The organism is Paenibacillus sp. FSL L8-0340 (assembly GCF_038593145.1).
In the GTDB taxonomy this organism is placed as follows: domain Bacteria; phylum Bacillota; class Bacilli; order Paenibacillales; family Paenibacillaceae; genus Paenibacillus_AQ.
The window spans coordinates 5,532,706-5,558,270 of record NZ_CP151967.1; the positions used below are offsets into that span (position 1 = coordinate 5,532,706).

The 25,565-nt window shown below is 45.5% G+C and carries 18 protein-coding genes and 1 pseudogene; 13 read left to right on the top strand and 6 right to left on the bottom strand.

Features of this window, described 5'->3' with window-relative positions; translation table 11 throughout:
* Positions 1-139 precede the first annotated feature (139 nt).
* Positions 140-2,089, bottom strand: coding sequence for a PRD domain-containing protein (locus tag NST07_RS25280; protein WP_341379361.1), 1,950 nt, complete (start codon positions 2,087-2,089; stop codon positions 140-142).
* A 36-nt stretch (positions 2,090-2,125) separates the two neighbouring features.
* Positions 2,126-3,175 (bottom strand): LacI family DNA-binding transcriptional regulator, encoded by a 1,050-nt coding sequence (locus NST07_RS25285; protein WP_341379362.1) that lies wholly within the window; start codon positions 3,173-3,175, stop codon positions 2,126-2,128.
* Positions 3,176-3,476: 301 nt separating this feature from the next.
* On the opposite strand from NST07_RS25285, the gene NST07_RS25290 reads away from it, so the two are divergent.
* The 6 genes from NST07_RS25290 (at position 3,477) to NST07_RS25315 (ending at position 14,274) form a co-directional block, all read left to right on the top strand.
* Positions 3,477-4,940: an L-fucose/L-arabinose isomerase family protein gene (locus tag NST07_RS25290; RefSeq protein ID WP_341379364.1), complete on the top strand. Its 1,464-nt coding sequence runs from the start codon at positions 3,477-3,479 to the stop codon at positions 4,938-4,940.
* 42 nt (positions 4,941-4,982) lie between these two features.
* Positions 4,983-5,825, top strand: coding sequence for a transketolase (locus NST07_RS25295; RefSeq protein ID WP_341379365.1), 843 nt, complete (start codon positions 4,983-4,985; stop codon positions 5,823-5,825).
* Between the two features lie 5 nt (positions 5,826-5,830).
* Positions 5,831-6,766, top strand: coding sequence for a transketolase family protein (locus NST07_RS25300; RefSeq protein ID WP_341379366.1), 936 nt, complete (start codon positions 5,831-5,833; stop codon positions 6,764-6,766).
* Between the two features lie 12 nt (positions 6,767-6,778).
* Complete coding sequence (glpK, locus tag NST07_RS25305) at positions 6,779-8,278, top strand: glycerol kinase GlpK (protein WP_342480359.1); 1,500 nt, start codon at positions 6,779-6,781, stop codon at positions 8,276-8,278.
* A gap of 490 nt (positions 8,279-8,768) precedes the next feature.
* The gene (locus NST07_RS25310) at positions 8,769-10,001 is read left to right on the top strand and encodes a nitrate/nitrite transporter (RefSeq protein WP_341095228.1); all 1,233 of its coding nucleotides are present in this window, start codon (positions 8,769-8,771) and stop codon (positions 9,999-10,001) included.
* A gap of 37 nt (positions 10,002-10,038) precedes the next feature.
* Positions 10,039-14,274 (top strand): bifunctional nitrate reductase/sulfite reductase flavoprotein subunit alpha, encoded by a 4,236-nt coding sequence (locus tag NST07_RS25315; RefSeq protein ID WP_341095230.1) that lies wholly within the window; start codon positions 10,039-10,041, stop codon positions 14,272-14,274.
* 152 nt (positions 14,275-14,426) lie between these two features.
* Here NST07_RS25315 and NST07_RS25320 read toward each other — a convergent pair.
* The 4 genes and pseudogenes from NST07_RS25320 to NST07_RS25335 form a co-directional block, all read right to left on the bottom strand.
* Positions 14,427-14,849, bottom strand: a pseudogene (locus NST07_RS25320) (N-acetylneuraminate synthase family protein); the annotation flags it as partial.
* Complete coding sequence (locus NST07_RS25325; RefSeq protein ID WP_342480360.1) at positions 14,845-16,068, bottom strand: glycosyltransferase; 1,224 nt, start codon at positions 16,066-16,068, stop codon at positions 14,845-14,847. The pseudogene NST07_RS25320 and the gene NST07_RS25325, both read right to left, overlap by 5 nt.
* A 31-nt stretch (positions 16,069-16,099) precedes the next feature.
* The gene (locus NST07_RS25330; RefSeq protein WP_341095234.1) at positions 16,100-17,701 is read right to left on the bottom strand and encodes a glycosyltransferase; all 1,602 of its coding nucleotides are present in this window, start codon (positions 17,699-17,701) and stop codon (positions 16,100-16,102) included.
* Between the two features lie 93 nt (positions 17,702-17,794).
* A complete protein-coding gene (locus NST07_RS25335; RefSeq protein ID WP_341095236.1) occupies positions 17,795-18,454 on the bottom strand; it encodes an acetyltransferase in 660 nt (219 codons plus the stop codon).
* Positions 18,455-18,635: 181 nt separating this feature from the next.
* Between NST07_RS25335 and NST07_RS25340 the strand changes: the two genes are divergently transcribed.
* The 7 genes from NST07_RS25340 to NST07_RS25370 all read left to right on the top strand — a co-directional run bounded on the left by NST07_RS25340 (position 18,636) and on the right by NST07_RS25370 (position 25,341).
* Positions 18,636-19,565: a glycosyltransferase gene (locus tag NST07_RS25340; RefSeq protein ID WP_341095241.1), complete on the top strand. Its 930-nt coding sequence runs from the start codon at positions 18,636-18,638 to the stop codon at positions 19,563-19,565.
* A 57-nt stretch (positions 19,566-19,622) separates the two neighbouring features.
* Positions 19,623-20,318 (top strand): acyltransferase, encoded by a 696-nt coding sequence (locus tag NST07_RS25345; protein ID WP_341095242.1) that lies wholly within the window; start codon positions 19,623-19,625, stop codon positions 20,316-20,318.
* A gap of 14 nt (positions 20,319-20,332) precedes the next feature.
* Positions 20,333-21,445 carry a DegT/DnrJ/EryC1/StrS family aminotransferase gene (locus NST07_RS25350; RefSeq protein WP_342480361.1) on the top strand — a complete coding sequence of 371 codons (1,113 nt, stop codon included), beginning with the start codon at positions 20,333-20,335 and terminating at the stop codon, positions 21,443-21,445.
* Positions 21,432-22,415 (top strand): Gfo/Idh/MocA family oxidoreductase, encoded by a 984-nt coding sequence (locus tag NST07_RS25355; protein WP_342480362.1) that lies wholly within the window; start codon positions 21,432-21,434, stop codon positions 22,413-22,415. Before NST07_RS25350 ends, NST07_RS25355 begins: the two co-directional genes overlap by 14 nt.
* On the top strand, positions 22,405-23,382 hold the full coding sequence (locus NST07_RS25360; protein ID WP_342480363.1) for an NAD-dependent epimerase/dehydratase family protein: 978 nt from the start codon (positions 22,405-22,407) through the stop codon (positions 23,380-23,382). Before NST07_RS25355 ends, NST07_RS25360 begins: the two co-directional genes overlap by 11 nt.
* Positions 23,379-24,473 carry a DegT/DnrJ/EryC1/StrS family aminotransferase gene (locus tag NST07_RS25365; RefSeq protein WP_341379372.1) on the top strand — a complete coding sequence of 365 codons (1,095 nt, stop codon included), beginning with the start codon at positions 23,379-23,381 and terminating at the stop codon, positions 24,471-24,473. The genes NST07_RS25360 and NST07_RS25365 overlap by 4 nt, the downstream gene beginning before the upstream one ends.
* Positions 24,474-24,678: 205 nt before the next feature.
* Entirely contained in the window at positions 24,679-25,341 is a 663-nt protein-coding gene (locus NST07_RS25370; protein ID WP_342480364.1) for a glycosyltransferase domain-containing protein, read from the top strand.
* The last annotated feature ends 224 nt before the right edge of the window (positions 25,342-25,565 follow it).

Consider the following 25,565-nt stretch of genomic DNA (forward strand, 5'->3'; position numbering starts at 1 on the left):
CCGCTACAAGCGGAAAAGCTTACATCCGCACGCTTTCAGCATCCAAAGCAGAATACAATATCCGCTGGGGAAAATAAAAAAGGCTCCACACCGCCATCTGGCCGAAAATCCGGTCAAACGACATACAGAGCCTTGGTCCTTAATACAGTTTATGTCTGACAATAATCCGGGCAAACTCCCCATACGTCTTGCATTCCAGCATTTGCTGGATAATCTCGGAATCGTCGACCAGTCCCATTAGATGCTGATACATTTTCGCCTGGGGTTCTTCGCCGCTCTTGTCAATACTGAGCAGGCAGATAAATTGCACCGGCCGGCCGGACCAGTCAATCGGAGACTTAAGTGTACAGATGGCCCATACCGTACGGTTGCTTTGCGGAATGATGGGATGGGGAATGGCCACCAAATTCCCATAAGCTGTCGGTGCGGCATTTTCCCGTTCCAGAACCAAGCCGATGAAACCTTCGGAAGAGCGGATCAACCCGAATTCAGACATTTTGTCCCCGAGGAAAGTAATGATCTCTTCCTTCGTGGTGAAGCTTTGTCTCAGAAACACGAGTTCTTCCATAATGTAGCGGAAGGAATACGGCCTCTCGCCGTTCAGCAAAGCATCTATGTTATCCATATCCCCGCCGCCCAGGAGTGTCTGCACGACAACCACCGGAACAGACAACGGCTGTGGGATGGGGACGGTGCTTACCACAAAATCAATGTTATGCAATGGGACCTGCTGCAGCTTGTAAAACTCGGTCGTCCCCACAACCTCCAGTCTCTCGCCGAATTTGCTCCTTAGCTTGTAATAAAGCAGACGTGCGCTGCCTACACCCGAAGTGCATACAACCAGGCAACGTTTGGGCCTGGTATCCATCTGCTGTCTTTCCATGGCTGCACCGATATGAATAGCCAGGTACCCCATTTCCGTCTCGGGGATCACAATATTGAGCTTACTCTCAATCAGCTTGGCTCCGATGACCCCTGCCTGAAAAGCCAGGGGATAGTTGCTCTTCACATGCTCCAACATCGGATTGCGGATACTCATTCCGTATCTGACACGGTTCAGCGCCGGCTTCAAATGGAGGCAAATCCCCATCAGCAGCTCTTGATCCCTGCTGATTCTCAGGTTAAGGTCCCTGTCTATTTCAGCAAGGATTTCCTTCCCCAGCTCATAAATCCTGCGATCCAGGAGCTTCTCGGGACCGGCATTCTCCGTCTCTTCCCCGGTGACCCCCGCAAACCACTTATTACCGGCCAGATGCATGGCTATATAGGCAACCTCATCTTCAGGAAAAGATAAGTCCAATTCTCGTTCAATCAGCGCGACGATCTGCTCAGCGGCCTGGAATTCCTCAGCGGCCCGGAATTCCTCCTTCTCATCCAAAAGCATCGCGACCCGGTTCCCGTCACGAATCCGCTTGCAGGCGATCGCAATATGAATGGATAAATTGCTGAAGGCGACATCCGACAGGCTTACGCCAAGCCTCTGAATCTGTTCCAGAATAATGCTGCGTATCAGCGTCATCTCGCGGGGAGAGACAATACGCGGCGCATCCTGTATTCCTCCGGCGCGCTCTTCATCTGAGCGGTTCACGATAAATTCAGATATGCACAACCGCAACCGGACTTCATCGCCCCTCAGTTTAATGCCATAGTTCGGTCGTTTGTCGATGCCAATCCCGTAGGTAAGCAGCGTCTGCTTGACCTCCCTGAAATCGTTCTGAACAGTGGACTTGCTGACATAGAGCTCATCTGCCAGCTCCTCAAGCTTCAAATATGTTTCGGCAAGCAGGAGACGCCTGATTAAATAAAGCTGCCGGTATTCAGGTGATCCCGAATCTTCCGGTTCATTGTTCATAAACAATTGCTGCAGCAGCATACGAAAGCTGCTGTCGTCTGTAATCTTCAGTTCATACCCTTTTGAGCGAACAGGTTGAACCGATGCTCCATGCTTGGCCAGGAACTCATCCAGCTCTCTGATGTCACTGCGTATGGTGCGTGAAGTAACCTGGATCAATTTTGCCAGATGCTCGCTTTTGACAGGAATGTCCGCAGCCAGCAGATGCTGTAAAATCGAAACCATGCGTGAATTCATTCAAGGTCCCCCTGTTCTTATAAATGCAATACGCTTCTAGCCCAGCCCGGAATCGGCGGGAGCCGCACAGGAATTCCGTTCCACCAAAATGGTGTCCACTATAATTTTGCTTGTCCCCTGCGGGCCCTGCGACAATGCATCAGTCAGCAGATCAACTGCCAGACTGGCCATTCTTTCTTTATCTACGTGAATAGTTGTCAGTTCCGGAGTGACAACCAGCGACTCGTTAATATTATCAAAACCAATGACCGAAGTATGCTGCGGTACCCGGATGCCCAGTTCGTTCATTGTCTTCATAGCGCTGATAGCTATGTAGTCACATTCGCAGAACCAGGCCGTAGGCATACTGTTCCCGTTCTCCAGATAGGCCGTCAACTGCCGTTTCAGATCCTCCTGAGAAGTAAGAATAGTTGGCGCTACGGACAAATGTGCTGCCTCAGGTACCCTCAGACCCCGCTCAGAAAGCGCCGCCATAAAGCCGCGTTTACGTTCCTCAAAATTATGGATTCGCAGATTGGAAGCGATATAGCCAATCGAGGTATGTCCAATGTTGCACAAATAGGCCCCGGCCTGATATGCACCCATTACATTATTAATTTGAATGAATTGTACAGGCAACGTTTCAAAGCAGGTATCCAGTACAATCAGATTCGGCAGTCTGGCATGAATATCCCTGATTTGTTCACGGGTCAAATTGGTGCCCAGCAGTATGGTTCCGACACTGCGTTTCTCATCGGCGACCATCTGGATATCCCTCTGGAAAAATTCAACATCTACCGTTGAAAAAATCAGGGAATAACCTTTCTGCCGGCAGCGTTCTTCAATAAAGTGAATCAATTCTTTGAAAAATGGCTGCTGATAATATTCTTCAAGGATAATCCCTGAATTTGTACATACAAGAAAAAGCAACGATTTATCTGCTTTTGTAACCGCTACTTCCCTGCTCTTGGGGCTGTATCCAGCTTCATAGGCTACTTGGAGAATGCGTTCCCGCGTATCCGGACCAATTCCCGGCTTGCCGCTGAAGGCTAACGAAACGGCTGCTTTGGATACATTGGCCAGTTTAGCGATATCTTCCATCTTCATGCTTTGAATCTCCATTTCCTAATAAGATAACAACACAACAATGTGATACGTGAAGTTTACACCGAATCGGAATTCGATGCAATGTTTAGCTAAAATTAATCTATTTTATTTAGTTATAAGTTTAGCGGTTGCAGCTAAACAAAACTAAATTATTCATTGACACCGCTTAATTCCAATGTTAACATGGCCTCGTACTAAATAAAAACGCAATGTTAAGCTGAAATAACTAAACCAGGCTCACTTTGTTTAGTTATTCTCATTTCAGCAAGATTGAAATATTCCCTACCGAGGAGAAATGATGATGAAGAAGTTAAAGCTGGGTTATGCCCCAACACGCCGTTTTACGTTTAGCGCTGAGGATGCTTTTAAGTACAAAGTAGAAATCCGCAAGCAAATTGAGAGCTTTGGAATGAATATTGACATTGTAGACCTGGAAGGCCTAAACGAGGAAGGGCTGCTGTACGACGACCATATTAATGCCGATCTGATTGTCAAACGGTTCAAAGAGGAAGAAGTCGATGCCGTATTTTTTCCGCACTGTAACTTCGGCACCGAAGACACCGTAGCCCGTGTTGGCAAAGCGCTCGGCAAGCCCGTTCTGCTCTGGGGGCCGCGGGATGAAGCGCCGCTTGCGGACGGCATGCGCCTGCGGGACACCCAATGTGGTATTTTCGCCACAGGCAAAGTTTTACGCAGATTCGACGTTCCCTTCACCTATGTAACCAACAGCCGGGTGAAGGATCCCGTATTCGAGCGGGGCTTCACCAACTTTGTCGCTGCAGCCAATGTTGTACGCCAGTTCAAGAGCCTGCGCATTCTCCAAATCGGCCCGCGTCCCGCTTCATTCTGGACCATGATGTGCAATGAAGGCGAGCTGCTTGAACGCTTCGGCATTGAGATTCATCCGATTACCCTTGTCGATATTCAGCTCCGCACCCGAAAAATCGCTGCCGGCAGCAGCGCTGAGCTGCTGGATACGATCGATTACATTAAAGAAAAGCTCGATTACAGCGAAGTGACCGAGGATGATGTACGTCGAATCGCCGCTTTAAAAGTTGCCATGAAATCCTTTGCCCGTGAGACGGGCAGCAGTGCTATCGCTATCCAGTGCTGGTCCTCGCTGCAGGAGGCGATGTCGATCATGCCGTGTCTGGCCAATGCGATCCTGACGGATGAACAAATTCCGGTCACCTGCGAAACGGACATCCATGGAGCCATCACCTCTATTATGGTGCAGGCGGCTGCCATGAATGAATTGCCAACCTTTTTTGCGGACATTACCATCCGCCATCCCGAAAACGACAACGGGGAGCTGCTTTTCCACTGCGGAAATTTCCCTGTCTCGCTTTCTGTGGAGCAGAAACCGAAGCTGCGTAAGCACTTTCTCTTTGACGACCATGCTCCTGGAACCCATGAAGGTGAAATCCGCGGCGGCGGCATGACCATTGCCCGGTTCGACGGCGACCACGGTGAATACTCAATGTTCCTGGGCAAGGCCCGTGGCATTGAAGGCCCTTATACCCGCGGATCTTATGTATGGGTGGAAGTGAATGACTGGCCACTGTGGGAAGAAAAGCTCGTCAAAGGTCCTTATGTTCACCACTCCGTAGGCATCCATGCCAATGTTATTCCGGCCATCTATGAGGCCTGCAACTATATCCCCGGACTGACACCGGATCCCGTAGATCCTACGGAACAGGAAATCCAAAGCTGGCTTCGGGGTTCTGATCTTGCCCGCACTACACAGTCGAATCTTCACGCGTAAAAAACAGATCTACTCTATTAACATCTATAAGAGGAGGATATTATGGAAATCCAGGAACTGAAAGTCAAGGCCGCACAAATCCGCATGGATCTGCTAACCATTATTCACCGCGCCAAAACGGGTCATACAGGGGGATCTTTGAGTAACACTGACATTTTAACGGCTTTATATTATGAAATTATGAATATTGATCCCGCTAATTCGAAATGGGAAGACCGTGACCGCTTCATTGCCAGCAAAGGTCATTCCGTTGAATCACTATGGTGTGTTCTGGCTGACCGCGGTTTCTTCCCCAGAGAAGAACTGGAAACCTACAGCCAGTTCGGCACCCGGCTCATCGGCCACCCGAATAACAAGGTTCCCGGCATCGAGATGAATACCGGCGCCCTCGGCCATGGTCTGCCCATCTCCGTCGGCATGGCACTGGCTGCCAAACGGGACGGGCGGTCTTACCGCGTGTTCTGTCTGATGGGAGACGGCGAGCAGGCTGAAGGCTCCAACTGGGAAGCTGCCATGGCAGGCGCCCATTATAAGCTGGATAATCTGGTCGGCATTATCGACCGCAACCGGCTTCAGATCAGTGGAACTACCGAAGAGGTCATGGGCCTCGACCCGCTGGACGAGAAATGGGCTGCCTTCGGCTGGAACGTTGTCTCCATCAACGGCAACGATATGGAAGAGCTGCTGCAGGCATTCCGCGCCGTACCGGAAGTGCCCGGCAAACCAACGCTCATTCTGGCCAATACGACCAAGGGCAAGGGCGTATCCTTCGCCGAGAATGTTCCCGCCTGGCATCACCATGTACCGAACGACGAAGAACTGGCGCTGGCCCTGTCTGAATTGAGCGCGTCCATTGAGGAATTGACACAGAAAGGGCAGGTGTAATAACAATGAACAAAATTCCTAACCGCCAAGTCATCTGTGACACACTGCTGGAATTGGCCAAAGACGACCGGGATATTATGGTACTGGCCAGCGATTCACGCGGTTCCGCCGCGATGGCTCCTTTCGCCAATACTTTCCCGGAGCAATTCGTCGAGGTCGGTATTGCAGAACAGAACATTGTAGGCATGTCCGCCGGATTGGCCCACAGCGGCAAGAAACCTTTTGTCACTTCACCCGCCTGCTTCCTGAGCATGCGCAGCATTGAGCAAATCAAGGTTGACGTCGCTTATTCACGGACCAATGTGAAGCTGATCGGGATCAGCGGCGGCGTAAGCTATGGTGCGCTTGGCATGTCCCATCACTCCGTACAGGACATCGCGGTGGCCCGCGCCATTCCGGGACTGGCGATTGTGCTTCCCGCCGACCGCCACGAAACGAAGAAGCTGACCGAAGCGCTGGTTAAATATGACGGCGGCGTATATGTGCGGATCGGACGCAACCCGGTCGAGGACGTATACGAATCCGACGATTACCCGTTTGAAATAGGTAAGGCTGTAATTGTACAGGAAGGTTCCGATATTACGATCATTGCCGCCGGTGAAACCGTACGTATTGCCCTCGATGCCGCCAAAGCTCTTTCCGAAAATGGCGTATCCGCACGGGTCATCAACATGCATACAATTAAACCCTTGGACGAAGAAGCCATAATTGCTGCGGCACGGGAGACCGGACGCATTATTACAGTTGAAGAGCACAGCATTTACGGCGGTCTTGGCGCTGCCGTGGCGGAGGTTGTCGTACAGCATCATCCCGTTCCGATGAAGGTGCTAGGCATCCCGGATGAGCCGGCCATTGCCGGCAAATCAGCGGAGGTCTTCCGCCACTATGGGCTTACAGGCGACAATATCAAGCAAATCGCACTCGAATTGATCAACAAGTAAAGGGCGAAGCATATGGACCACAACCAGAAATATATCTTGGCCATTGACCAGAGCACTTCAGGCACCAAAGCACTCCTGGTAAACTCTGAAGGAGCCGTCATCGCCCGCAGCGGAATGGTGCATAAACAGCACTTCCCCCAGCCCGGCTGGGTAGAGCATGATCCGCTCGAAATTTATGATAATGTCATAAAGGCGGCCCGCAGCGTGCTGGAGCAAACCGGCATCCACCCAGCGGAGCTGGCTGCCCTGACCCTTACTAACCAGCGGGAAACTGCGCTGATGTGGGATAAGACAACCGGTCAGCCGGTATATAATGCCATCGTCTGGCAATGCCAGCGTACTGCCGACCTATGCGCCGGGCTGAAGCAAGCGGGGCACGAAAGCACCATCCGCGCCAAAACAGGACTTATGCTCGACCCTTATTTCTCCGCCACCAAATGGGGCTGGATCATTAAGCATGCAAAAGGAGCAGCAGAACTGCTGGCCGAAGGAAAGCTGCTCGCCGGAACCATGGACAGCTGGCTGATCTGGAAGTTGACCGGCGGCAGCACACATGCTACCGACTATACGAACGCCAGCCGAACCTCCCTGTTCAATATACACACCTTGGAATGGGACGAAAAGCTTCTCCGGATTTTCGATGTCCCGCCTTCCCTGCTGCCCGAGGTTAAGCCGTCCGATGCTATATTCGGATATACAGCAGACAATAACCTTTTTAATGAAAGAGTCCCGATCTCAGGTGTGATCGGAGATTCCCAGGGCGCATTGTATGGCCATCTCTGCTTTAAGCCCGGAAGTGCCAAGGCCACCTTTGGTACCGGCACCTCTGTGTTGATGAATATAGGCGACACCCCGATCGATGGCGGTGACGGTCTTGTAACTGCTATCGCCTGGGGGGCAGGGGGAAAGGTGACGTACGCGCTTGAAGCCATCATCCGGACAACAGGTGATAGCATCAAATGGACGCAGGATAATTTAGGACTTTTCTCTACCTTAGAGGAAATGCAAGAATTGGTCGAAAGTGTTACCGCGAACGACGGCGTTTATCTTGTGCCTGCTTTTGTCGGAATGGGTGCACCCTATTGGGATCCTTACGCCAGGGCGGCTATTACCGGCATGAACCGCGGAACCACCAAAGCCCATATTGTCCGGGCTGCTCTGGAGAGCATTGCCTATCAAGTTAGGGATGCGGTGGAATTCATGGAGCAGCAGTCCGGCATTCAACTGCTCGGTCTGCGGACCGACGGCGGAGCTTCATCCAATGTCTGGCTCATGCAATTCCAAGCCGATATCCTGGGCAAAGTCGTGACACGGTCGACCTGTGCAGAGCTGTCGGCCATGGGCTCGGTATATCTCGGCGGGCTCGGCACAGGTGTCTGGTCCGACCCCGAGCAGCTTGCAGCCCAACTTACGCTGTACGAGACATACGAACCCAAGCTAGATGAAGCCACCCGCCAAGATAATTACTCAGGCTGGCAGCGGGCTGTCCAGTCCGTGGTGCAGCGGTTTTAAAAGAGTCCATTTGAGCCTCAAAAGGACGCAGGGGTACGGCTTGTTCCATGAATACCTTGTTAACAATCCTTCATACTTTCGTCTGGGAACGACAGAAATTGAAGTCCATTTACCAGAATTATTATTTATATGTTAGAATATATAACTCAAAAACCAAAAAATAAGCTCTGAGAGTTCAATTGATATTAATTATTTTAATTTTTACGTTATTATTATTGACATTTGTGTTGTGACTATTTATATTGACAATATAAGATTTCAACGACACAACATTGTGTCAACGAAGGATGCAACGGTTTCTCCCCACAATGCTGTGGCTCGGATGGCTTGTTGCACCGGTATTCTTACATCTACTTATAAAGTCAGCCACGATGATGTGGCTGCAATTGGCAATGGGGCCGATTAACAAAATCCGCAGTGCGGGTTCTGTCAGTCGGCCCTTTTTTGCCGATTCCCTTACTTGGGGTTCATAAAAAGGAGGATGTCAGCAATGGAAGCCAAAGGTTTTCGCAAGGCGGGTCATGCCCCGAGTTTGTTCTCAGCTTTTTTGTATTTTGACGTAAGCTTTATGATTTGGGTGCTGTGCGGAGCTCTATCGCTCTACATTACCAAGGACTTCGGATTATCGGATACTCAAAAAGCAGCCATGGTCGCCATCCCTATCCTCGGCGGCTCGATATTCCGGATTCCGATGGGCATACTAGCCGACCGCATTGGCAGTAAAAAAGCGGGCCTAATCGGGATGTTCCTCACCATTATCCCTCTTCTGTGGGGCTGGCTTGGCGGAACCAGCCTGCTTCAGATCCATATGATCGGATTCCTGCTCGGTTTTGCAGGTGCAAGCTTTGCCGTATCGCTTTCCCTTGCAAGCCGCTGGTACCCTCCGCAATATCAGGGGCTGGCGATGGGCATTGCCGGCGCAGGGAACAGCGGAACCGCGCTGGCCACTTTTTTCGGACCGCAGATCGCCCAGGCTTACGGATGGCACAGTGTGTTTGGGCTTGCGCTGATTCCGCTGGCGATCGTTATGATTGTTTTTGCTATATTGGCTAAAGACGCTCCGAATGCCCCTGCTCCCAAGCCGCTCAAAGACTACCTCAGCGTCTTCAGGCATGCGGATACCTGGTGGTTCTCGATGTTCTATGCTATTACCTTCGGCGGGTTTGTCGGGTTCGCCAACTATGCGAGCATTTTCTTCTATGATGTGTATGGCGACGGCGTACACTCCGGGGGTCTAACCAAAGTTCAGGTGGGATACCTGGTTACCATCACAGTCATCGCGGGCAGCTTCTTCCGGCCTTTAGGCGGCTGGATTGCGGACCGGATTGGCGGCATGCGCCTCCTGCTTGTTTTGTACAGTGTAATTTCGGTATGTGCGTTTGCCATTGCGTCAATGCCGGGTTCATTCCTGGTGATGCTGCTCTATACCAGTGTAATGATGGCCTGCCTCGGGATGGGTAACGGCTCGGTCTTTCAGATCATCCCCCAGCGTTTCTCCAGTGAGATCGGAGTCATTACCGGAATTGTCGGTGCTGCAGGAGGTCTTGGCGGATATTTGCTGCCGACCTATATCCTGGGCCCGCTGAAGCAGTCCACAGGCTCACAGGTTACCGGTTTTCTGTTGGTCGGTTCCATTGTGCTCCTTACCACCCTTATCTTTTACGCGGTAACAAGATCCTGGAGAAAATCCTGGGCGAAGGCAGAATCCGGGGTTAATTTCTAACCAGCTTGTGCAGAAAACTTTGAGGCGGTGAACTCACATGACAACTGGCAAAATCAAAAGCGTCTGTCCTTACTGCGGGGTTGGCTGCGGGATCGTACTCGAAGTATCGGATAACCGCGTGGTCAAAATCACCGGAGATAAGGAGCATCCGGCCAATTTCGGCAGGCTCTGCACCAAAGGCAGCACTGCTGCAGCCGCGATCACAGAATCCGGCCGGATGGAGTATGCATACAGCCGCCCGTCCAGGGGGATTGAACCTGTCCAAATGGAAATAAATGCAGCCATCCGCGATACCGCGCAGCGGCTGCGCAGTATTCTGGAGGAACACGGCCCGGAAGCCCTCTCCATCTATGTATCGGGCCAGATGTCTCTGGAGGCCCAGTACCTGATTAATAAGCTGGCCAAGGGCTTCATCCGGACGCCAAATATGGAGTCCAATTCACGTCTGTGTATGGCAGGCGCCGGCAATGGCTACAAGCTCTCTCTGGGAGCAGATGGCCCTCCGGGTTCTTATCAGGATATGGATCAAACGGATTTATTCTTCGTTATTGGCGCCAATATGGCCGACTGTCATCCGATTCTGTTCCTCCGGCTGATGGACCGGGTGAAGAGCGGAGCCAAGCTGATTGTCGTTGACCCCCGGCGGACGGCAACTGCGGAGAAAGCTGATTTATTCATGCAGATCAGACCCGGAACAGATCTCGCCCTGCTCAACGGACTGCTGCATCTGCTTGTAAAAAGCGGCCATACGGACCCGGCCTTTATCGCCCGGTTCACCTCGGGTTTTGAGAGTATGGAGGAATTTCTGGAGGATTATCCTCCGGATAAAGTCTCCGAAATAACCGGCATCCCGGAAGCGGATATCCGGCAGGCGGCCGAGTGGATAGGCGAGGCGCCGGAGTGGCTGTCCTGCTGGACCATGGGTCTCAACCAGAGCATCCACGGCACCTGGCACACGAATGCCATTTGCAACCTGCACCTTGCTACAGGAGCCATCTGCCGTCCGGGGAGCGGCCCCTTCTCACTCACCGGACAGCCCAATGCCATGGGCGGCCGGGAGATGGGTTACATGGGTCCAGGCTTGCCCGGTCAACGTTCTCTGTTGTCGGAAACCGATCGAAGCTTCATAGAAAAGCTGTGGGAGATCCCCCGGGGAACGCTTCGAACCGATGCCAGCGGCGGCACCATTTCCATGTTCGAAAGCATGATCTCAGGCAAAATCAAGGCCTGCTGGATCATCTGCACCAATCCGGTGGCTACCGTCCCCAACCGCAAGAAAGTAATCGCTGCCCTGGAAGCGGCTGAACTGGTCATTACCCAGGACAGCTTCCTGGATACGGAGACCAACCGGTATGCGGATATCCTGCTGCCCGGAGCCTTATGGGCTGAAGGTGAAGGGGTGATGATTAATTCGGAGCGCAACCTGACCTTAATGCAGCAAGCCGTCGAGCCGCCTGGAGAGGCCATGCCGGACTGGCAGCTTATCACCCGGGTAGCCGCTGAAATGGGTTATGCTGAAGCTTTTTCCTATTCTTCTTCGGCAGAGGTCTATGCGGAAATCCAGCAAGCCTGGAACCCGAAAACAGGGTACGACCTGCGCGGGGCCACCTATGCACGGCTGCGTGAAACGCCTGTGCAGTGGCCTAGTGCGCCGGATCAGCCGAACGACCGCAATCCGATCCGTTATTTGAACCGTCAAGGCGGCACTGCACCAAGTGAGCTTCCAGATGACAGTTCTCTGGGTATCGTGTTCCCTACAGAAAGCGGGAAAGCTGTATTCTGGGCACGTCCGTATATGCCGCCTGCAGAGATGCCGGACAGCGATTATCCCTTTGTGCTGAATTCCGGCCGCTTGCAGCACCAATGGCATACATTGACCAAAACAGGCAAAGTTCAGAGGCTCAATAAATTGAACCCGGGTCCCTTTGTGGAAATTCACCCGGAAGATGCTGAAGTGCTGGGAATTAAAGACCGAGATCCGGTAGAACTCCGTTCGCGGCGGGGGCTGGCAATTCTCCCGGCGCTCCTTTCAGACCGTGTACGCCCCGGCAACTGCTTTGCCCCCTTTCACTGGAATGATGTCTTTGGATCACAGCTGGCTGTCAATGAAGTTACCAATGATACCGTCGACCCCCTGTCCTTACAGCCCGAGTTGAAATTTTGTTCTGTGTCACTGGTCAAGGCTGCAGGCCAGCCTTCCGGGGAACCGCATGCGCCTGTTATCGACAGCAATCCGGCTTCAACTCCAGCCAGCGCTGAGACCGCCCGTCCGAAGGAGGCCGTAACTATGAAGCAGCTCGACACGCTCGCGGGCATGCTTGGGATTGAAGCCCCCGCAGCCATGATTCTGCATAACCACGAACAGGCTTATCTGTCCGGCTTCATCACTAGCCTGCGCACCGAGGCCGGCCGGTCCGCTTCCGGCATTCCGGTGCTGCCGCCCGCCGCCCCTTTTGAGCCACCAACCCGCTTCTTTGTTGATGGCCTGCTGGCGGGCATGTTCTCCCGCACTCCCCTTCCCGGGGCTGAAGCTAACTTTAGACCCGAACCGTTATCGGAGTCGTCCCCTTCGGAGGCTGCCCCGTTCCCGGAGAGCCCCACGACAACCAACCTTCCGGTAACCATCCTATGGGCTTCGCAGACCGGAAATGCGGAGGGTGCAGCCATTGACTGTGCCAAGAAGTTACAGCAAGCCGGTTATGATGTGCAGCTCGTAAATATGAATCAATATTCCGTGAGCGATCTGGCCAAGAACCAGTCTGTCCTGTTTATCGCCAGCACCTTCGGAGCCGGCGATCCTCCGGACAATGGAGAAAGCTTCTTTCAATCCCTCAGGGCAGAGAATGCCCCACAGCTACAGGATCTGCGTTATGCCGTGCTCGCTTTCGGGGATTCCAATTACGATCTCTTTTGCGGCTTCGGGCGGAATCTGGATACCCGTCTGGAGGAGCTTGGTGCACAGCGGCTGCTTGACTGTGCCCATTGCGATACGGACTTTCAGGAGCAGGCGGAGGCATGGACGAATGATGTCTCTGCACTGTTGGGCGGATTTACAGGCAGCCCGAAGCCCGCTATACCCGCCGCAGTAAGCGGCATCTCATCCACTCCGGTTGCCGTATCCATCCCGGTTACCACAAACCCGGAACCACGCGGATATCACCGGAACCACCCGGTACCTTCACGGCTGCTGTTCAAGCAGAATCTGAACAAGGCCGGATCTGAAAAGGAGACCCGCCATTACGCCTTCGACCTTACACCTGAAGGAGTGCAGTTCGAAGCAGGCGATGCTCTGGGGGTGTGGCCTGCCAATTGCCCTGACTTGGCCCGCAATCTGCTGCATACGCTGGGCATTGAACCTGCTACACCAGTAATGGTCAAAGGCCAGGGAGAACTGCCGGTGACCGAAGCACTGCTGCGTCATTTCGAGATTGCCCGGGTGACAACCGATATGCTCCGGTTCATCCGGGACCGCGCTCAGGATGCCCGGTTAAGCAAGCTGCTAGACAATGAGAACCTGGCGGACCTCAAGCAATGGCTGTGGGGCCGTCAACTGATTGATGTGCTGCAGGAATACCCGGTTTCCCTCAGCGCACAGGAGCTTGTGGAACAGCTCAAGCCTTTGCAGCCCCGCCTCTATTCGATTTCTTCCAGTCCGAAAGCAAATCCCAACGAGGTTCATATTACAGTTTCCACCGTTCGCTACGAGAACAACGGCAGCGCCCGCAAGGGAGTATGCTCTACATTTCTCGCCGACCTCGCTACAGAGGATACGATCATTCCCATTTTCATTCAAAAGAATGCCCAATTCCGTCCACCGGCAAATCCCGATGCCCCGATGATTATGGTTGGTCCGGGTACAGGCATTGCTCCGTTCCGGGGTTTCCTGCAAGAGCGTAAAGCGTCCGGAGCCAAAGGAAGAAATTGGCTGATCTTCGGAGAACAGCGGAAAGACAGTGATTTTTATTTCTACGACGAGCTTGAAGCTCTTCAGAAGGAAGGCTTCCTGCATCGGCTGGACACAGCCTTTTCGCGCGATCAGGCTGACAAAATCTATGTACAACACCGCATCCTTGAGCATGGAGCCGAGCTATGGGCCTGGCTTCAGGAAGGCGCGCACTTCTATGTATGTGGAGATGCCCGGCAAATGGCCAAAGAAGTAGATGCCGCACTGAAAATGGTAATCCGGCAGCACGGCGGTATGCCTGCGGATGAAGCGATTAATTATGTACAAGAAATGTCGTTATCCAAGCGGTATGCGCGGGATGTCTATTAAGAAGACTATGTGAACTCGCTTTTTCTTTTTTCCATTTATACAACAAACCTAGTACTGGGTACTGGACCGGGTACTGGGTTTGTTTTTTACAGAAACTGTATGCGTTTTGCAGGGCTCTCGGGGCTAATGATTACATATTATTTCAAACATTATTACAATAACTGCTCCCAGCTTAATGGAGTTCCAATTTTTAGATCTTTTTAATTTGCTTTCCCAAAAGTAGATCATAGTATTTTGGATCCAAACCAAATCCTGGACGAATCACTTTTATATTTTCCATTGTCAATACTTCGCCAGCCTTTATATCCTTTGAAATATAAAAAGGGAATCGTATTAAGATTCGAGTTTTCGGGTGAAGCTGGATAACTGCTCGTGCATTTTAATAAAATGAAATCAACGCAGCCTGCATCCTTAATTGTTTTTACTAAATTTTCAATTTCACCAAGTGAAGCCATCCCTGTTGAAACAATCATCGGCTTTCCTTTTGATGCGACCTTTCTTAATAAAGGGATATCATTATTTTCGAAGGAGGCAATTTTGTAGCAAGCAACATCAAGGGTTTCTAAAAATTCAATGTTTTTCTACGGTATAATAAACATCTTTAATATGGTCATAATTTGCTGCAATTTGCCGTAAAGTATCATTAGCTTTTAAATCAGCGGCAATTACGGTATCAAAATGCTGACTAATTCGAATCAATTCACTTTTATTTTCGTAAAATATAAAATGAACCGCTTGATGTGGATATATTTTTGTAAGATATTCTTTAAAATGAAAAGGCACAGCCAGTTTTAGAAGTATATTATCTCTATACATTCTTTTTGTTTCTTTTATCATCGTTTCAAGGTTGCTATTTTTTTCCAGGTCAGAGCAGAAAAGCAAAATAGCCCTATTGTAATCATACATACAACTGCTATTAATTAGCGCTAGATCAATTTCTTCCCTTATTCTTGCAAGTTCAATGTTATTTTTTATTTCAGTGTAATGATGTTTAACAATTGTTGGTGTATGTTTTTCCCGTAGAAGTCTCCCTGCATTTTTCCTTTTCTCGTTTTTTTCTTCAGTATTATAACTTTTGGATTTATAATGATAAATATAGCAATCATCGGCAACCTTTAGTTTAAACCCTGCATTGACTGCCCGAATACAATAATCATCCTCTCCCCCATAGCAAGGAAAGTTTATTTCATCCTGATCACCTATTTTTTCAATGACGGAACGGTTAATCATAAAACAAAACCCATTCACATGATTAACAACTGGAAATATTCTTTTTGATTGTTGTTCTATAAAATATGCCATTTGTTCAATGGTTAGCTCTTTACCGCCTAATTTTTCCAATTCGTTTACCGTGCCTCCATTTCCATTAACATCCTTAGGTACTGACTGATAGCTGGCCGAATTTGATAAAGGTCCAACAATCCCTGTACTGCTTTCAGATTCCATACAATCCATCAGTTTTTCTAACCAATGAATAGATACAATTGTGTCACTATTTAATAACACACAATATTTTGATGTAAACAATTTCAGTCCTTGATTTGATGCAATTGTGTAATCAGTCTTTGAGTTATTAGTTTTTAATTTACAATCATATTTCCTTGCGAAAGAAGCTAAATAGTCTTTTGTTTCTTTTTCACTCCCACTATCCACAATGATTAAATTGAATGGAATGGTTTTTTTTGCTATCAAGGATTCTAAGCACAATTTGACATACTCCAACGCGTTATATACACAGACTATTACATCTATAGTATGTGATCTGTTTAAATTACCACTTTCCAATAATCTCACCTCTACCTCTATTTTTTCTCCCTTTTAAAGGCTAAAAGTTCATTCTATATAAGCGATTTCGCATTTTAATAATTTCTGGACGTCTTTTTGAAAGACTTAATGATTCAACAATAAAAGTTGAATTAGCAGTTGGAATTAGTTCATGCTTAAACCCCTGTGAATGAGTGCGTTTAAATATTTCTTGTGTTGCCCCACCATATTCATCAACACGCTCACAGAACATGCCAGCTCTTATTAGATCATTTCGGTAAACACAGGAGAAGTTCTCAACAAATCCTTTTATTATTCCTTTTGTACCAAATAACCATTTTTTAGGCATTAGATTTTTGACAAATTCACTAATAGCATTGGAATGCATACTTATACGCTGATCGCAAAATACTAAAATATCACCACTTGCCTCTATTATCCCTACATTACGAGCTCTAGCTAGCCCATAATCATTTTCCTTTCGGGATGTGTTTCGATATACAACTGGAAAAGAGACTGAACGTGCAAATTCCTCTATTACTGACTGATTTTCACTATTCGGATTGTCATCACAGATAATTAACTCTTTATTAACATAATCTTGGGCAGCAATAGATTGTAAACAATTAAGTATTGTATGATGATATTCATAAATTGTTACAATTACAGAGACTGGGGTTCCAGGAAAAAGGGAACTGTAAAGCTTTTGATAATTGTATGCTCTGCGTTCGTCTGCTTGTTTTGAGCCAATTTGCCAAGCTCTCTCGCGCATAACTAAGAGCTCTTGCTCGTTGCTCAGAAGATTCTCAATAGCATTTGTCAATGAAGCGACATCATTTAATGGAGACTCTAATAATCGCATACTATTCTTTTTGTTAAGTTCTGGCACATGTCCGACTAAACGGGAAAGAATTGGCACCCCAGAGATCATGGCCTCTAATATTGAAACAGGTCCAATCTCACTTTCATCCGAGTTACAAACGAATAAGGTAGACTGATAATACAATTGTTGAAGTTCTTCCTTACTCATCTCTTGTCGGTAAGTAACACGTCCAGTTTCTAACACTTTAGTTAAATAGCTTTCATCCGATTTTCGACCAACCAATAAAAGGTTTAGCCCAAGGTTACGGCATGCAACTGCTACTTCAAAAACTCCCTTTTCTTGCTTTATTTCATCGGTAACCATAATCAAATTTTTATTATTCGTCCACTTGTCATTAAAAGTCCAGAAATTAGTATCCACTGTTAAAGAAATAAACACGCTGCCCGGTATTCTTCTTTGCATCGTTTTATTTGAAGAGACTACTTTATCAAACATGCTATATTGACTGTTATTTAGATAATCAGGAATATAGTTGGTTAATATTTTTTTCTTCTCTGAAAGCCAGGGATACCTGTTTAATAGCAAAAGCGCAATATGAGGATGTTGAAAATCAATAATGTCTGCATCCTTACCGTATTTTTCGAATCGCATAAGTTGAGAAGTACTTGGGGTTGTAGGATGTACATCCAAAACTTGGTAATCATAGCGATCCATATAGGGCAATAAACCATTAGCTAAATAATCTATATCTGAACCGATCTGGTCAATTACGCTAACTATTTTTAACAAAATTATATCCCATCCTTTCCTCCCACTATAAAATAATAAATGCTTTTCCACTCACATCCTCAATTAACTTATGTCTCAAATTTAATCATTGTCACTTAATTTGAAAGAAAAGGCTACTGATTGTATTCCCCTCCCCCGGCCACATCAGCGGGTATATCTTAAAAATTTTGCTGGGTTACCAACAACTACATTGTTTTTCGGAACATCACGCAAAACGGCACTATTCATCCCGACAAGTGAAAAATCACCTATTGATACATTTTGTTTTATTGAGCTATTTGTTCCTATATAGCATGATTTACCAATTGCAACAACACCGGAAATACAAACTCCACCAGCAATACAGGAGTAATCGCCGATAATATCATCGTGACTTATCACTGTATTTGGAAGGATGATTACATGATCACCAATTTTAACATTTGATGTAATCGTGACATTCTGGAAAATAACCGTCCCCCGACCAATATCAGACATTTTTGATATATGGGCAGTAGGATGAATAATAGTTTCGAATTTTTCGATACCGACTTTCGTCTTTGCTATAATAGATTCTTTTTCCCAAAAATTTCGAGGACTTCCTATACCGTTCACAATAAAATGCGATGGAGGAAGATCTTTGGCAGTGGGAAGCGGGCCAAGAATGGGTAACCCTGCAATCCTTTGTCCCCAATGATCTGGGTTATCATCAAGGAATCCGACACATTCATATTTTAATTGAATAGCATTAATGTCATTTATTGTATCCAAAATATCAATACAGTTTCCACCTGTACCTAAGATAACAATTGGTCTGATTGTCATTATTACACACTCCTTGAAAGTCGATTAGTTATATTAATGTATGAGACATTAAAAATGTGTTTAATCGGAAGTTCCATTCATGTCTATGGAATGTTAAACATCCAATGCATAATATAATTTTGAAACTTGTAGATGGATTTTTCATGAGTTGATTGATTGACTAATTTGAAAGGAGTAACTTATGGAAAAACTCAAGATATTATATATTAGCCGTGATTTTTCCAAAAAGACGGAAAGACATCCATATTATCTCTCTCAGGCATTGTCTAAGGTAATCGATTTAGTGCTATGGAGTGAGCCAGGGGATATTCAAAATATCCTGAATCATATCAGGTTTAGGCCGGATTTTATATTGATCAATGATCCGGTTGACAATCGTTCTCCCGTCATCACCGGACTCTCCTCTCTTAATATCCCATTCGGTGTTTTCATGTATGATCTTCATCGACTCGTGCAAGAACGTATCCTTTTTATTGAGCAGAATCATGTTCCATATATTTTTACACTTTGTCGAGATTACTTTATAAATAGGTATCCCAAATATCTCCAAAGAATGAGGTGGCTGCCTCACTTTGCCAATGAAGAGGTCTTTAAAGATTATGGGTTACCTAAAGACATCGATTGTTTAATGATGGGGGTAGCAAGGAGGTATTATCCGTTAAGAAAAATCATGTATGATGCTTTAATAGATAAGCCTTTTTTTGTTTATCATCCACACCCTGGTTACGAAAACCAGGATGAAACCAGGAAAAATATTATTATAGGAGAAAAATATGCTAAGGAAGTTAATCGAGCAAAATTATTTTTAACATGTGATTCAACCTTCCATTATCCATTAGCAAAGTATTTTGAAGTTCCGGCTTGCAACACTCTTTTGCTTGCGCCACCCTTAAAAGAGCTAGAGGATATAGGATTTATACCGGATGTACACTTTGCCTCTATTAATGAAAAGAATTTTTTGGAAAAGATTGAGTTCTATTTAACCCATGATCAAGAACGGGCAAAGATGGCAAATGAAGGTTATAGAATGGTTCATACAAAACATTCAGCGACGGTACGTGCCTTAGAGTTAGTAAATATGATTAAGAGTATCTTAGGTACTCACAATTGATATAAGAAAGTGGAGTTACAATTTTTTCTAATTTGATACCAAAAAGAGGGGATGCAAATGATTGATAGATTTAGTGAGAATGCAAATATAGGTGAACTGGTCGTAATTCAGGAGGGTGTCGTATTAGGAAAAAACGTTTCTATCGGGCATCATACGGCTATTTTGGGAAATACCCGAATTGGGGATAACGTAACGATAGGATCTCACTGTATTATCGGGGTTTATCCCGGTGGAAATGCAAATATGCGAAAAACGGAGACTACTTTACCTCCACTTGAGATCAAATCTAATGTCAAAATAGGAAATCATGTTTCGATTTACACGGGAACTATAATCTCTGAAGAAGCATTCATTGGGGATCAAGCAAGTATCCGTGAAAAAGTACGGATTGGAGCGAATACTGTCATAGGTCGAGGTGCCATGGTTGAATTAAATACATCAATTGGTTCGCATTGCACCATCCAAACCTTAGCTTATGTTACGGCAGATACTACGATTGAAGATCACGTCTTCATTGGTCCATGCGTTTCCATGTCCAATGATAAATATATGGGAGCAAAAGAATTTACATTGAGAGGTCCTTATATTAAGGAAGGAGCAAAAATAGGGAATAATGCATCATTGTTACCTGCCATCATTATAGGTAAGAATACTGTGGTTGGTGCAGGGGCCGTTGTGACAAAAAATGTGCCGGATTTTGAGACAGTTGTAGGAAACCCAGCAAGAAAAGTACCGGATGAAAATACCTTGTAAAGGATTGAAAACAAATGATACCTCAATTGGATTTGAAGGCGGAATACGAGAGTGTAAAGGATGAGATACAGAAGTCAGTTCATGAAGTTCTGGAAAGTGGATCCTATGTTCTAGGGAATAAAGGAAAGCAAATTGAAAAATTGTTATCCGAATACGTAGGGACCTCTTATGGCATTGGGGTTGCGAATGGGACAGATGCACTCCTTCTTTCATTGGAAGCCATGTCTATTGGGGATGGAGATGAAGTCATTACTCCCCCCTTTACCTTCTTTGCCACAGCAGAGGTTATTGCTCGTGTCGGGGCAAAGCCTGTTTTCGTCGATATTGATCCCATAACGTATAATATGAACCCCGCTTTGATTGAACAAGCGATAACAAAAAAAACGAAAGCAATTATGGTTGTACACCTTTTTGGACTATCGGCAGATATGGAAAAGATTATGGAAATAGCGAAAAAATATCGTTTAAAGGTTATTGAGGATGCATGCCAATCCATCGGAGCCACTTTTAATGGAAAAAAAGTAGGATCATTTGGTGATACAGGTTGTTTTTCGTTTTTCCCTTCCAAAAATCTTGGAACATATGGAGATGGAGGTATGGTAGTAACGAGTGATAAGGATTTATATGAAAAAATTAAAGTATTGAGAAATCATGGAAGCGAAAAAAAATATGTACATTCTGATATCGGTTTAAACAGTCGGTTAGATGAAATCCAAGCAGCCATATTAGAAGTGAAATTGAAGAGACTAGATGATTGGAATCAAAAAAGGAGAGAAATTGCGAACCGCTACTCAGAAAAGTTGATAGGTTTGGTTAAAACCCCTATTACGGTGAAGAATCGGGAACACGTCTTTCACCAATACAGCATTGAAACAGACAATCGCGACGAATTAGCCTCATACCTAAACCATAGAAAAATTGCTACAGGCATCTATTATCCCCTACCCCTTCATCTTCAACCTGCCTTCCATGGACTCCATTATCAAAAAGGAGACTTTCCAATAGCAGAAAAGGTTTCGGAAAAAATCCTGGCCCTGCCGCTTTATCCAACGTTAAAAGAATACGAACAAGATTATGTAATATCCTCAATTAAAGAATTTAAGGGTGATAGTAATGGAATTAATTAATATTGGGGTAGCCGGAGTCGGAATTATGGGCATGAATCATTGCCGAACCCTGGATAAGATGAAAAATGTCCATTTTGTTGGTGTTTATGATAACGATATGAAACGGTGCCTGAAAATAGCTAAGGAGTACGATGTTTGTCCTTTTTCGTCATTTAGTGAATTATTAAAAAAAGTGGATGCAGTAATCATTTCTGTTCCAACCAGTTTACATTTCACTTTCATCCAACAGGCATTGCAGGAAGGAAAACATGTTTTGGTTGAGAAACCATTCGTCAGTTCGATGAAAGAGGCAGAACAAATCAAACCATTAATCAAGGCTAAGAATGTCATTGTTCAGGTAGGGCATGTGGAAAGATTCAATCCGGTAATTCAACAGCTAAACAAAATTATTAATCGCCCCAAAATGATTTCCATTGAAACGAGGCGATTAGGGGCCCTCAACCGAGTGATTGACATAGATGTTATTTTTGACCTTATGATCCATGACATTGATATTGTCTTAAGTTTGGTCGGAAGTCCGATTCAAAGCCTTTCTGCGGTAGGTTATAGCCTGACTGAATCTGGGCAGATGGATGTGGCTAATGCTGTGCTTACATTCAAAAATGGGGTCATAGCAAATCTGGTAGCCAACCGCTTATCTCAGGAAAAAGTAAGGACGTTGACGATCACCGAAAGAGATCGGTTGATCAAATCTGACTATATGACCAAAGAGTTATTTATCTATCAAAAAGTGGATTCTGTTATAGAAAAAAATCTATCCTACCGACAAGAAAGTATAGTTGAAAAGATCATCGTTCCCAACACTGAACCCCTTTTTGCTGAAATCGATCATTTTGTGCAATCCATTCGAATGAAGCAATGTTCCATTGTAGGGCCTGAAGAAGCATCCAAAGCCTTGGAAGTCGCACAGATGATTAGAGCATACATCGAGGGGAACAAGTTACAAGTGGAGGTGGACTATGAGGCCTAAAATAAAAAATAGCACGATATTAATTACCGGCGGTGCGGGATTTATAGGGAGTCACTTGGTAGAACAATTAATGATGAATGAAGCGAAACAAGTCATAGTTGTTGACAATATGTTTTTAGGAAACAGAGAAAACTTATCAGACGCATTGTCCAAGGGAATGGTCTTATATGTAGATGATGCCGAATTAAAAGGCTCTCTGGAATATATAATAGAAAAACATAAGATTGATATTGTTTTCAACTGTGCCACCAAGGCATTGAATTATTCCTTTATCAATCCATCGAATGCCTATATGACAAATGTGATCGTTTTAAATAATCTGCTTGAGTTACAGAGAAAAGGAGCATTTAAAACACTCTGTCACTTTTCATCATCTGAGGTTTATGGCAGCGCACAATATGAGCCGATGGATGAACAGCATCCGATACTTCCAACTACGGCCTATGCTGCAGGCAAGGCCGCTGCTGACACCATGTTATACAGTTATGTTAACATGTTCGGTCTGGATGCGTTTATCGTCAGACCCTTTAATAATTATGGTCCTAGGCAAAATTATGAAGGCCCTCTATCAGGAGTGATTCCTGCAACGATTATGAAATTGTTAAATGGTGATGCTCCGGAAATCCATGGAACCGGTCTACAAAGTAGAGACTATATTTATGTAGTAGATACAATCGATTCTATAATCAAGGTTTATGATGTGATTAAACGTGGAGATTGTGTAAATATTGCAGCCGGTAATCACATTGCAATTAAAGAAATTATCTTAAAAATATCAAAAATCCTCAATTATAAAGGTCCTATTTTATATAAAGATTGTCGACCGGCAGATGTAGCCTGTCATCATGCAGGCAATCAAAAGATCAAGTCGATGATTGATTTTAATTTAGTGGATTTTGATGAAGGGTTATTAAAAACGGTTCGATGGTATAAAGAAATATATAACAAGAGGAATGTTCTTAAATGATAAAATTAATAAAACCTTATATTACCTTTCAAGAAGTTGAAGAAGATTTCAAAAGAATATTTGAATCAGGAATTTTTACCAAAGGAGAATATGTAAACAAATTCTTACAGGAAATAAAAACTTATTTAGGAGTCGATCATGCCTTCCTGACCACCTCTGCGACTACAGCATTGACAATGTGCTTAAAATCACTCGGAATAGGATTGGGAGACGAGGTGATCGTATCCGACTTTTCTTTTCCGGCAACCGTAAATGTTGTAGAGGATATCGGAGCGATGCCAATTTTTGCGGATGTGGATCAGGATACTTTCAATATGAAATCGGAAGAACTAGAAAGGAAAATAACCAAAAAAACAAAAGCAGTCATATTCGTGGATGCGTTCGGAAACCCAAGCGGAATATCTAAAATAAAAGGGATATGTGAAAAACATCAAATACCGTTGATTGAAGATGCTGCTTGTGCCATCGGGAGCAGTGAAAATGGAGTCAACGTAGGTAAAATCGCAGATCTTACCTGTTTTAGTTTTCATCCCCGGAAATTGCTTACGACTGGCGAAGGAGGAGTGATTACAACCAATAAGAAAGAAATCGCGGAAATTATGAGTGTTAAATTAAACCATGGAGCGATTGTCCGAGATGGAATGGCTGATTTCATTAATTATGGATATAATTACAGACTATCGGAGCTTCAAGCAGCAATGGGAATAAAACAATTAAATAAATTAGAATCAATTGTGAAAAGTAGGAACAGTATAGCTGACGAGTATAAAAAGAGACTCCATCTTTTAGGTTTTAAAAGGCAAAATTCGCTGGACAATGTGATTCATAATATTCAATCCCTCGTTTTTATGGTTCCCGAAGGGATGAATAGAGATCATTTAATCGCTTATTTAACGGAAAATGGAATTGAATCCACAATAGGAACGTATTGCCTGAGCAATACAACTTATTATAAGAACAAATATAATAGTGTTCAGCCAATTGCGAAATATCTTGAAAAAAATACCGTAACTCTTCCTTGTTATGATAACGTGGATCACAAATATATTAGCAACATAATAGAAAAATATGTGAGGACTCTCGAGGATTAAGCAGTCCAATGGGGTGGCTGCCGATTTCTTCTATTAGAAAACACCCGTCAAGGCTAAATGAACGCTTCGTTGCCTTGACGGGTTTACGGTCCTGGACAACTACTCCAGCTATTTTCGGACAACCCGTCCCATCCTCTTTTGGACATTATGTGGTACGTAGTTATCTTAAGCGATCATTCGCTAATAGACTCGAGGAGGGCATACTATGAAGGTAGTTGTTTATACTTCATTATTTGGTAATCATGATTCCGTTAAAGAACCCTTATGTATAGATAAAAGTGTGGATTATATTCTGTTTACAGATGACCCGAGCATAAAGTCTGAAAATTGGACGATTAAAGTATTGGAAAAACAATTTGAAAGCGCAAGAAAAATGGCTCGTTTAACCAAATTGTTATCTCATAAATTTCTACCAGAACATGACCTAAGCATTTATTTGGATGCAAATTTTAAATTAAAAGCAAAAGATATTTATGAGATGATAGTGGAATGTCTAGAGGGCCAAGATATTGCCTTATACAAGCATCCAAGACGAAACTGCACCTATCAAGAATTAGAACACTGTTTAAAAGTCAACAAAGTAAGCACCGAAATTGCGGACCGTGTAAAAATAAAGTATCTAAATGAAGGATTTCCTCGTGATTATGGATTATTTGAGAGTGGATTTATTATTAGAAAAAACACGGAAAAAATAAACCAATTGAATGAACTTTGGTGGAACGAAATCGCTACTGGAAGCGAACGAGATCAGTGTTCTCTAGTGTTTTGTCTGTGGAAATTGGGAATCACTGCAAATGAAATCAAAATTGGCCAACAAATTCGTATAAATCCCTATATCATTGGGTATAGACATAAAAATAATTCATAAAAACCTTTTGTTTCAAAGAATTAGCCCCATGATTTGACACGGAGCCCCTGCGAGCACGATTTTCTTCCGATCGGACGATGCATTACCATTAGCTGAACGCGTCCACTCGTCCCCCCCTACAAGATAAAAACGCCTTGCTTCCTTCATTGGGGTCAAACCGTTCCATGTCCTCCAGTTCCCGGCGTCCAGATGCTGATCGAACCAGCCATCCCCATAAGAATCGG